This window comes from Micromonospora sp. KC721 (assembly GCF_004348355.1).
Taxonomy (GTDB): domain Bacteria; phylum Actinomycetota; class Actinomycetes; order Mycobacteriales; family Micromonosporaceae; genus Micromonospora.
Window position 1 is genome coordinate 1 of sequence record NZ_SMJY01000217.1, and the last position, 9885, is coordinate 9885.

The window sequence follows — 9885 nt, forward strand, 5'->3', positions numbered from 1 at the left end:
GACGGGGCCGGCGTGGCAGGTGCCGGGACACCGATCCCGACCGCCGGGGCGGTGTCGCGCGCGTCGACCTGCGGTCGCCACGGGGCGGGTGCCGCTGGCGTGCTCCGCCACTGGTCGGTGAGGGTGGCCGCGCCGGCCCGCCCGGCGGTCGCCGGTTCGGTCAGGCCGATCGGGGTCTGTTCGACCGCCATCGGCTGCCGCTGCCGGGGCAGCGCGGTGTCCCGCCCTCGGTGCGAGGGGAGCACCACGGTGGAGTTCGGCAGAGTGACCTGGGCCACCGTGCCGCCCTCGACGTTGCGGCGCAACTCCACCCGGATGCCGTACCGGGAGGCGAGCCGGCTCACCACGGCCAGACCCATCAACCGGAACGCGGCCACGTCCACGCTGGCCGGCGCGGCCAGCCGACGATTGAGCGAGTCGAGTTGCTCGTCGGTCAGGCCGAGGCCGCGATCCTCGATCTGGATCAGCACGTAGTCCCGGATCCGGCGGCCGTCGGCGACCACCGTGGTGGTGGGCGGCGAGAAACGGGTCGCGTTGTCGAGCAGCTCGGCGACGAGGCGTACCACGTCGTTGACCGCGTGGGCGGCCACCGAAACATCGGTGTCGACGGTGCCGAACTCGATCCGGTTGTAGAGCTCGACCTCGGACTGCGCGGCCCGCAACACGTCCACCAGCAGCGCGTCGTCGCGGCGCGGGACAGCCGAGTCGGCGCCGGCGAGCACGAGCAGGTTCTCGTCGTTACGGCGCATCCGGGTGGCGAGGTGGTCGAGTTCGAAGAGCTGGGCGAGACGCTTCGGGTCCTCCTCGCCGCGCTCGATGGCGTCCAGCTCGCCGATCATCCGGTCGACCAGGGTCTGCGACCGGCGGGCCAGGTTGAGGAACATCGCCGACACGCTGGTCCGCAGTGCCGCCTGCTCGGCGGCGACCCGGACGGCCTCCCGGTGCACGACGTTGAAGGCCAGGGCCACCTGCCCCACCTCGTCCCGGTTCTCCAACCGGATCGGGTCACGGACCTGGCGGACGATCTCCTCCACGCCGCCGTCGCTCACGCTGCCCACGTTCTGCAGCCGCTTCACCGCTTCCGGCAGGTCCTGGTTGGCCACCGAGAGGGCACCCTCGCGCAGCCGGCGCAGCGAGTGGTTGAGCGAGCGGGCCAGCGCCACCGCGAGCGAGACGGCGATGGCCAGCGCGAGCAGCACCAGCACCGACTCGATCACGGCCTGCCGGATCACGTCGCTGCGGGCCGCCTCGGTCTCGTCGAGCAGGCGGTTCTGGAGCTGAGTCTCGGCCCACCGCATGAGGTCGTTGACCGCGCCGATCGAGGCGGCGGCGTCGGTCGCGGTGACCAGTGGCTGCTGCCCCACCGACCGGGTGATGTCGGCGGCCACCCGGTCGGCGAGGCCGACCGCGTCGCCGGAGACCGTTCCCTCGACCAGTGCCCGCTGCTCGGGTGCGGCGACCAGCGAGAAGGACACCAGGGCCTCCTGCTGGCCGGTGAGGGTGGTGACGAAGGCGGAGAACTGCTCCTCGTCGATCCGCCCCCCGCTGAGCGCGGTGTAGGCGACGGCCTCCTCCTCGGCCACCGCCGCCTTCGCCCGGCTGAACGCCGCCACCGCCCGACGGGCGTCGGCGAGGCTCTCCTGCCCGGGGAGCTGCGCCAGGGCGTCAGCGTACGAGACCAGGTCGGTGAGGATGATGCCGTAGCGCAGGGTGGCCGCGGCGACCGGCATCTGCCGGCGCTCGACCACCTCCTGGCGGGTGCCGTTGAGCGTCTCCAGGTGTTCGTCGATGACGGTCAACCGGTCCCGCACGTCGGCCGGGATGTCGCCGGCCCGGTCGCGCTCGGCGCGGTACTCGGCGATCCGCTCGTCGGTGGCCCGTACCCGCAGGTTGTAGTCGTCGACCTGCTGCTGCGGGTTGGCCAGGTGAACGGCCGCCGCCATCCGCTCCTTGTGCAGGTCCTGGGCGAGCGCGGAGACGTCGGCCGAGAGCGCGGTCAGCGACCTGATCCGGGTGGCGTCGACCGCGCCCGCGCCGGTGGAGACGAGTCGGATTGTTGCCAGAGCGATGACGGCGGCGAGCGGAACCACCAGAATGAGGGCGAGCTTGGATCGGATCCGGACGTCCCGCAGTCGGGGCAGCCGGCGCACCCGGTCGTGGTCGGCGGTCTTGCCGATTTCGGGCAGGGTCGTCGGTCCGGTGCTCACGACATCGCCTCCGTCGTTTCTTCCGCGCCTGCCCCGCCGACCGCGCCCGGTGCGGCGATAGAGCGCCACACGCGGCACGGCCGCGATTTCATCAGAGATGATCGCGTTTGGAAAGCCGCAGTGGAGCGGAGCCCGGCAAACCCCCGGCCTGGTCCCCCGGGGGCCTCGTTCCCGCGCACACTCTGAGCAGGCATTGTCGATCCAGGGTGGCCGTTCATCACCCTGAAGTTCGGATATGTAAATTTCTCATGACGCCAGCATGTGGGAATCCCGTCCCAGGCCTCACCCCGACGCCCTCGCGCTTGACCGCGAGACCCCCGCATTGGCAAGGTTTTGCAGGCTTCGCGCACACCGTACGGCAGACAAACCCGTTTCTCCACTGAGGACGGATACCGGCGGTCGTGACGCGGCACCGCCCGCGCCGCATCTGGAGGACTGAGTTGAGCCCCATCCGCTACGCGACCATCGTGGCGCTCGCATCGGCCGTGCTGGCCACCACGCTCACCGGCTGCACGTCCGGCGCGGACCAGGAGGCGGGCGCCCCGATCGTCGTCGCCGCCGACCTGGAGCTGTCCGGTGCCTCCGCGCAGACCGGCAAGGCGTACCAGCGGGCGCTGGAGCTCAAGGTCGAGCAGCTCAACTCCTCCGGTGCGATGGGTGGACGGAGGATCGAGCTTCGGGTGCGGGACAACCGTTCCGACGCCAGCGAGTCGCTGCGGAACATCGGCGACTTCACCAACGACTCCACGGTCAGCGCGATCGTCATGGGCAGCTGCAACGAATGCGCCGTCGGCGCGGTCCGGACGATCAACGAGAAGAAGATCCCGACCATCGCGCTCGCCGCGGCCGGCGCGGTCGCCGACCCGGTCGCCGACCGGCGGTACGTCTTCAAGCTGGCCCCCAACGCGGCGGACAACGCCGCCCTGCTCACCACCGAACTGCGCCGCAAGGGGGCCCGCCGGGTCGCCGTCCTGCACAGCGACGACGACTACGGCCGGGAGGGCCTGTCCGCACTACGGGGCGAGTTCACCAAGGCCGGCATCCGGCTGACCCGCAACGAATCGGTCCGCACCACCGACACTGAGGTGTCGCAGCAGGTCCGCCGGCTGACCACCGACGACCCGCAGGCCATGGTGGTCTGGACCCCGCCGGAGCAGGCCGCACTCGCCGCCACCAGCGTGCGGGAGGCGAGGTTCACCGGGGCACTCTTCCTCGACGCGGCGGCGGCCGGCGACCTCTTCCTCGGCGGCACCGCCCGCGCCACCGAGCGGGCCACCCTGATCTTCACGCAGACCATGGTGATCGACGACGTCATCGCCACCAATCCCGCCAAGGCCGCCCGCAGGCAGTGGTTCCAGGCATACACCGCCCGGTACGGCGGTTACAACGGCTACTCCTCCTTCGCCGCCGACGCCGTCCAGCTCATCGTCGACGCCGTCGCCCGGGCCGGCGGCGACGCGGTCGACCGGGACGCCCTGCGTGACGTGCTGGAGACCTCGCAGCTGGACGGTCTGTCCGGGCCGATCCGGATGACTCCGGACAACCACTCCGGGCTGATGCCACAGGCGTTGACGACGCTGGTCGCGCGCGGCGGGCGCTGGCGGCTGGCGGGCTGACCCACCCGGGGGTACGGCCGGTCAGCGGGCGCTGGTGGTGGCCCGCAGCCAGGGCAACGCCAGGCGCTCGACCAGCGACAGGGCCGCGTAGAGCACGATGCTCATCAGAGCGATCAACACGATCGCCGCCCACGCCGTGGCAGTGTCCCCGACGCCGTTGTACTGGAGGATCTGGTAGCCCAGGCCCGGCTTGTCGGAGTAGAACTCCCCGATCACCGCGCCGATCGCGGCCAGTGGCATCGCGACCTTGAGCCCGACGAAGATCTGCGGGAGGGCGGCCGGGAAACGGACCTTGCGGAACGCCTGCCACCAGGAGGCGTTCAGCGACCGGGCCAGCTCGGCCAGATCCGCCGGGGTGGTGGTCAGGCCGGTCGCCGTGGAGAGCACGATCGGGAAGAAGCAGAGCAGGAAGACCATGGTCAGGATGGGCTTCTCGCCCCAGCCGACCGAGACCACCAGCAGCGGACCCAGGGCGATCTTCGGAACCGCGTTGACCGCCACCAGCAGCGGGGCGAACATCCGCTCGACCCGCCGGGAGGCGGCCAGGGCCATCCCGATCAGCACCCCGGCGACCGTCGAGAGCAGGAAGCCGAGCAGCGTCATCGACGTGGTCACGCCCAACGCCGGCAGCAGCACGTCGGCCGTCTCCGCCAGCGCGGCCCAGACATCCTGTGGCGGGGGCAGCGACGCCGGGTGGACCAGTTCCAGCCCGGTGGTGACCAGCCACCAGACGGCCAGCGCGATCAGCAGGCCGAGCAGCGGTAGGCCGACGGCCGCGGGGCGCGCTCCGGCTCGCCAGGCCGCGGCGCGAAACGACGCGGCCCGGGTCTTGGCCGCGCCCGTCCCGGCCACCGCCGCCGGTTCCGTCCAGGCAGGGGTACGCATCGGTGTCACGGTCTCTCGTTCCTCTCCTGCCGACCGGGGTCGGCACGCGACGGGGGTACGGCCACCGGGGTGTCCCGGTGAACCGCACCCCCGCACTCGGTCGGTCGGCGGTCAGGCCTTCGGCGTCAGGCTGAAGTCGATGATCTGGTCTGGCGTGATGGTCGTCTTGAGCGCGCCCGCCCCCTGCAGCAGCGCGATGCTCTTGGCGACCCGCTCGCTGTCCAGCGTGCCGATGGCGGTGCCGGAGTTGCTGGAGCGTACGTAGGCGGCCATCAGCTGGAGTTCGGCGGCGGCCGCGGCCGGCACGGTCGCGGCGACGTTCTTCTTCAGCAGGTCGGCGGCCTCCTGCGGGTTGGCCAGGGCGTACGCCAGGCCCTTGAGCAGCGCCGCGGTGAAGCTCTTGACCATCTCCGGCTTCTCCTTGGCGAGCTTGCTGGAGGTGATCAGCGCGTTGCCGTAGAGGTCGGTCATCACGTCGCTGTACGGCAGCACGACGGGCTTCTTCTTGGTGACCGCCTGGACGGTGGGCTGCCCCACCACGAACTGGCCGATGCCGTCGACGGTGCCGGCGCCCAGCATGCCCATCAGGGTCTGCGCCTCGCCGTTGACGAAGGTGACCTTGCTGGCGTCCACGCCGGCCAGGCGGGCGTACGTCGGGAAGAGCAGGCGCACCACGGAGGTCTGGGTGTCGGCGAGCTTCTTGCCCTCGAGGTCCTTCGGGGTGGCGATGTTCTTGCCCTCGACACTGACCACGGCGGCCATGGTGCGCTGCTGGATCGCCGCCACCGCGACGAAGTCCTTCGCGGCGCCGTTGCCCAGTTGGAGCAGGCCACCGGTCAGGTCGATCGGACCGAAGTCGGCCTGACCGCCCACAACGGTCTGGATGACCATACCGGTGCCCTGGCCCGGCTTGATCTCCACGTCGAAGCCGGCCTCCTTGAAGAAGCCCTTCTCCTTGGCCACCCAGGCGTACGAGTCGCGGCCGAAGTTGCCGAACGAGGTGAGGTAGGTCACCTTCTGCAGCGCCTTGCCGTCACCGCCTCCGGCGTCGGACTTGTCGTCGCCGCTGCATCCGGCGACCAGGGCTAGCGTGGCGGCCAGGGCGGCCGCGGCGACTGTACGGGTCAGCCTTCTCATCTGTGCACCATGTCCTTTCCGACCGGGCGTCACCCGGAGGGGGTTGTTATTCGGGTGGCACCCGCGCGGGGGGAGACGCGGCACCACCGTCGAGAGGGGACTCTTTGCGCGGACAGCGTACGAGAATCCCGCGCGCACGACGTCAGTTGGACCGGATCACCGCGCAATCAGCAACGGTCCACTCCGGATGGTGCGCAGGGAAGGCGCTCCGGATAGTGTTTGTCGGATTCCCGACCCATCAACCAGGGAGGCCCGGCGAAGATGATCCGGCTCGCCGACGTGTCGCGTACCTTCGACGGCCGCTCAGGGCACGTGGAGGCGCTGCGCGGCATCGACCTGGAGGTCGCCGAGGGTGAGTTCGTCGCGGTGCTCGGACGCTCCGGCTGCGGCAAGTCGACCCTGCTGCGGATGGTCGCCGGCCTGCTGCCGGCGACCACCGGCGAGATCACCGTCGGCGGCGACCGGGTCACCGGGCCACGCCGCGACATCGCCATGCTCTTCCAGCGACCCGCCCTGCTCCCCTGGCGCACCGTGCTCGACAACGTGCTGCTGCCGGCGGAGATCTTCGGCTGGCGCCGGCCCGAACACCGCGACCAAGCCCGGCAACTGCTCGATCTGGCCGGTCTCGGCGGCTTCGAGAAGCGGCTGCCGCACGAACTGTCCGGCGGCATGCAGCAGCGGGTGTCGTTGTGCCGGTCGCTGCTCGGCGAGCCCCGGGTGATGCTGATGGACGAGCCCTTCTCCGCCCTGGACGCGCTCACCCGCGAGGAACTCGCCGGCGAGTTGCAGCGGGTGCACATGGAGACCGCCCCGACCGTCGTCTTCGTCACCCACTCCATCGACGAGGCGGTGCTGCTGGCCGACCGGGTGGTCGTGCTCACCCCACGTCCCGGCCGGATCCGCGAGGTCGTCGAGGTCACGATTCCCCGACCGCGCACCCTTGGCCGCAACGCCCACCTGGCCGACGTGGCCCGGGTCAGCGCCGAACTGCACGAACTGCTGATGGAGCGTGGGACAGCGACGCCGGCCGGGATCCAGGGGTGATGAGCATGCGGGTGGCCGTCTTCACCGAGCCGCATCGCGGCGCCAGCTACGACGACCAGTTGCGCTTCGCGCGCCTCGCCGAGGCCGGCGGGTTCGACGGTTTCTTCCGTGCCGACCACTACCAGTCGATGGGGGACACGCCGGGGCTACCGGGCCCCACCGACGCCTGGCTCACCCTGGCCGCGCTGGCCCGGGAGACCTCGCGGATCCGGCTCGGCACCCTGGTCAGCTCGGCCACCTTCCGGTTGCCCGGGCCGCTGGCCGTGATGGTGGCCCAGGTGGACCAGATGAGCGGCGGTCGCGTGGAGCTGGGCATCGGGGCCGGCTGGTACGAACGGGAGCACACCTCGTACGGCATCCCCTTCCCGCCGGCGGCCGAACGCTTCGACCGGCTCGCCGAGCAGTTGGAGATCCTCACCGGCCTGTGGCGCACCCCGGTCGGTGCCACCTACCACCACACCGGGCAGTACTACCGCCTGGTGGACGCCCCGGCGCTGCCCAGACCCGCGCAGCAGCCCGGGCCGCCGGTGATCGTCGGTGGACGCGGCCCGAAACGCACCCCTGAGCTGGCCGCCCGGTACGCCGACGAGTTCAACGTGCCGTTCATGTCGGTCTCGGGGACCGCCGCCGCCTACGCTCGGGTGCGCGAGGCCTGCGACCGGGTGGGGCGTGCCGGGTCGGGGCGGGCACCGCTGGTGCTCTCCGCCGGTGTGGTGGTGGCGATCGGACGCACCGACGCCGAGGCCCGGCGACGGGCCGCTCCCCTGCACGTCCCGAGCGCCCTGCCGCCGGAGGACCCGGTGGTCGGCTCTCCCGCCCGGCTCGTCGACCGGCTCGGCGAGTTGGCCGCGGCCGGGACAACCCGGGTGCACCTGCGCCTGATCGACCTGGCGGACCTGGATCACCTGGAGCTCGTCGCCGCCGAGGTGCTCCCCCAACTGGAGGGAACCCGATGACCGACACCACCCACGGCGAGCTCGTGCTCGGCCCGGTCGGACAGGAGATCGTCTTCGAGAACGACAACGTCCGGGTGTGGCACATCCGGTTGGCTCCGGGCGAGCGCCAGCCGCTGCACCGGCACGACCATCCGTACCTGGTGGTGGCGATCCAGGGGGCGAAGAACGTGGTGCAGACCATCGACGGCACCCGGATCGACGCTGACGAACCCACCGGCGGCGTGGTCTACCGGGAGCCCGGGGCCGTCCACATGCTCACCAACGTCGGCGACACGACGTACCTGGCCCGGCTGGTCGAACTGAAATAACCCCAGGTCGGCGCCCCGCCGCGCCACAGTGGCGATCGGGCGCACCGGGCCGTAACGTGCCGGACATGGCGTTTCGGACGTGGAGCAGACCGCTGCTCGCCGCACTCGGGGTGAGCGTGTTGGCCGGGGCTGGCCAGCTCGGCATCGCGTACGGCTTCGGCATCATCCAGCTCACCGGCGCCGTCACCGACGGCACGGTCATCCGGTGGCCCGCCCAGCTCGCCTGGGTGGGCTGGTTCGCGGCGAACGCTGCCCTGATCGGCGCGGTCGCCGCCGGGCGGCTCGCCCGCCGGGGCGGAGCACCGGACACCACCGGTCTCCCGATCGCCGTCGCCGGTGCCGCCGCACTGGGCGCCACCGTGGTCGCCCCGCTGTGCATGCAGCCCGCGCGGGCCGCGCTCGACGTGGTCGCCCCGATGGGGTCCGTCGGGATCTGCACGGTGGTCGGGGCGCTGGTGGGCGCGGGTGCCGCCTGCGCCGTACTGCTGCGACCGCCGTTGGGCTGGAACATGGCCGTGCTGGCCGGCACGGTCTGGTCCGTCGCGTTGCTCTCCGTCGCGCCGGGGCTGCTGTCGCCCGGGCCGCTGCGCACGGTACGCCTCGCCGTGCTGGAGCCGTCCTGGCTGGACGGCGACACGGCGCAGCGGCTGGCGATGGTGCTGCTGCCCACGGTGGCGCTGCTCGCCGGAGTGGCGACCGGCGGCCTGGCCCGCTGGCAGGGGCACCCCGCGCTGGTCGGCGGGGCCACCGGGGCAGCCGGTCCGGTGCTGCTCGCGTTCGCCTACCTGACCGCCGGCCCGGGTACCTCCGCCGACGGCTACCAGCTCGCCCCGTACTCCGCGGCGTTGATCGCCGTGGCAGCCGGCGCGCTCGGTTCGGCCGCCGCCACGGTGGTGCGCTGGCCGCTCGTTCCGCCCCGAGCCGGCGAGGACGCGATCACGCCCACCGACATCCTGCGCCCGCTGCCCGGCGGCCCCGCTCCGGCAGCGGCCGGCGGACCCCGCCCGGCTGCGGCCGGCCCGCCCGGCGCGGCGACCCCCGGCACCCCCGGACAGCCCTGGATCGACCCGTTCGAGGTCGCCGTCCGGCCGCCAGTCCCACCAGCGTCGGCCGCGCCGGGAACGCCCCTGCCGACCGCCGGTGCTGCCGCCCCAGCCCACTGGGACTGGCCGGCACCGCCGGATCGGCCGGGGACGCCCGACGATGCCGCTCCCGCGCCCAGCCCGTCCGTCACGCCGGCCGCCGCCATACCGGACCGCCCACCGGCCGCCGCGACGCAGCCGCCCGACGCCGAGCCCACACCGGCCGTCCCTGTCTCCGAGAATCACCCGCCGGCCGGCGACGAAGCGTTGGCACCCACCACGACGCCGGGCATCCGCCAGCGCAGGTCCTCGGACCGGGCGCCGGCGGTCGCGGCGGACAGCATCGCGAAGCCGGTTTCCGGTGCTGGGCAGGGCGAGTCCCCTGACCCGGTACCGGATCACCCGCCGGTGCCGCGGCCCGGCCCGGTGTCCGAGGACAACCCGGTGCCGGAGATCAGGTCGGTGCCGGAGGACAGGCCGGTGCTCGACGACAGGTCGGTGCCGGAGGTCAGGCCGGTGCCGGAGGACAGGTCGGTGCCGGAGGACAGGTCGGTGCCGGAGGACAGGTCGGTGCCGGAGGACAGGTCGGCCGGTACCGCCCAGCCGGTGACGGCCGCTGCGCCCCGACCGCGCCCGAAGCGGACCCGCAC

7 protein-coding genes and 1 pseudogene are annotated in these 9885 nt (G+C 72.5%); 5 read left to right on the plus strand and 3 right to left on the minus strand.

Annotated elements, in window-relative coordinates:
* Positions 1-2207: nitrate- and nitrite sensing domain-containing protein (locus tag E1182_RS26210; protein ID WP_132270154.1), on the minus strand; the 2207-nt coding region annotated here is incomplete at its 3' end.
* Between the two features lie 440 nt (positions 2208-2647).
* On the opposite strand from E1182_RS26210, the gene E1182_RS26215 reads away from it, so the two are divergent.
* On the plus strand, positions 2648-3823 hold the full coding sequence (locus E1182_RS26215) for an ABC transporter substrate-binding protein (RefSeq protein WP_132270156.1): 1176 nt from the start codon (positions 2648-2650) through the stop codon (positions 3821-3823).
* Between the two features lie 21 nt (positions 3824-3844).
* Here E1182_RS26215 and E1182_RS26220 read toward each other — a convergent pair whose 3' ends face one another.
* Both E1182_RS26220 and E1182_RS26225 read right to left on the minus strand, forming a co-directional pair.
* On the minus strand, positions 3845-4708 hold the full coding sequence (locus tag E1182_RS26220) for an ABC transporter permease (protein ID WP_132270158.1): 864 nt from the start codon (positions 4706-4708) through the stop codon (positions 3845-3847).
* A gap of 111 nt (positions 4709-4819) precedes the next feature.
* Entirely contained in the window at positions 4820-5845 is a 1026-nt protein-coding gene (locus E1182_RS26225; RefSeq protein ID WP_132270160.1) for an ABC transporter substrate-binding protein, read from the minus strand.
* 261 nt (positions 5846-6106) lie between these two features.
* Here E1182_RS26225 and E1182_RS26230 point away from each other — a divergent pair, with 261 nt between their 5' ends.
* The 4 genes and pseudogenes from E1182_RS26230 to E1182_RS26245 form a co-directional block, all read left to right on the plus strand.
* Positions 6107-6889 (plus strand): ABC transporter ATP-binding protein, encoded by a 783-nt coding sequence (locus E1182_RS26230; RefSeq protein ID WP_132270163.1) that lies wholly within the window; start codon positions 6107-6109, stop codon positions 6887-6889.
* Between the two features lie 5 nt (positions 6890-6894).
* Entirely contained in the window at positions 6895-7845 is a 951-nt protein-coding gene (locus tag E1182_RS26235; protein WP_132270168.1) for an LLM class F420-dependent oxidoreductase, read from the plus strand.
* The gene (locus E1182_RS26240; protein WP_132270165.1) at positions 7842-8153 is read left to right on the plus strand and encodes a cupin; all 312 of its coding nucleotides are present in this window, start codon (positions 7842-7844) and stop codon (positions 8151-8153) included. Before E1182_RS26235 ends, E1182_RS26240 begins: the two co-directional genes overlap by 4 nt.
* Before the next feature lie 65 nt (positions 8154-8218).
* Positions 8219-9885: pseudogene (locus E1182_RS26245) on the plus strand (hypothetical protein); the annotation flags it as partial.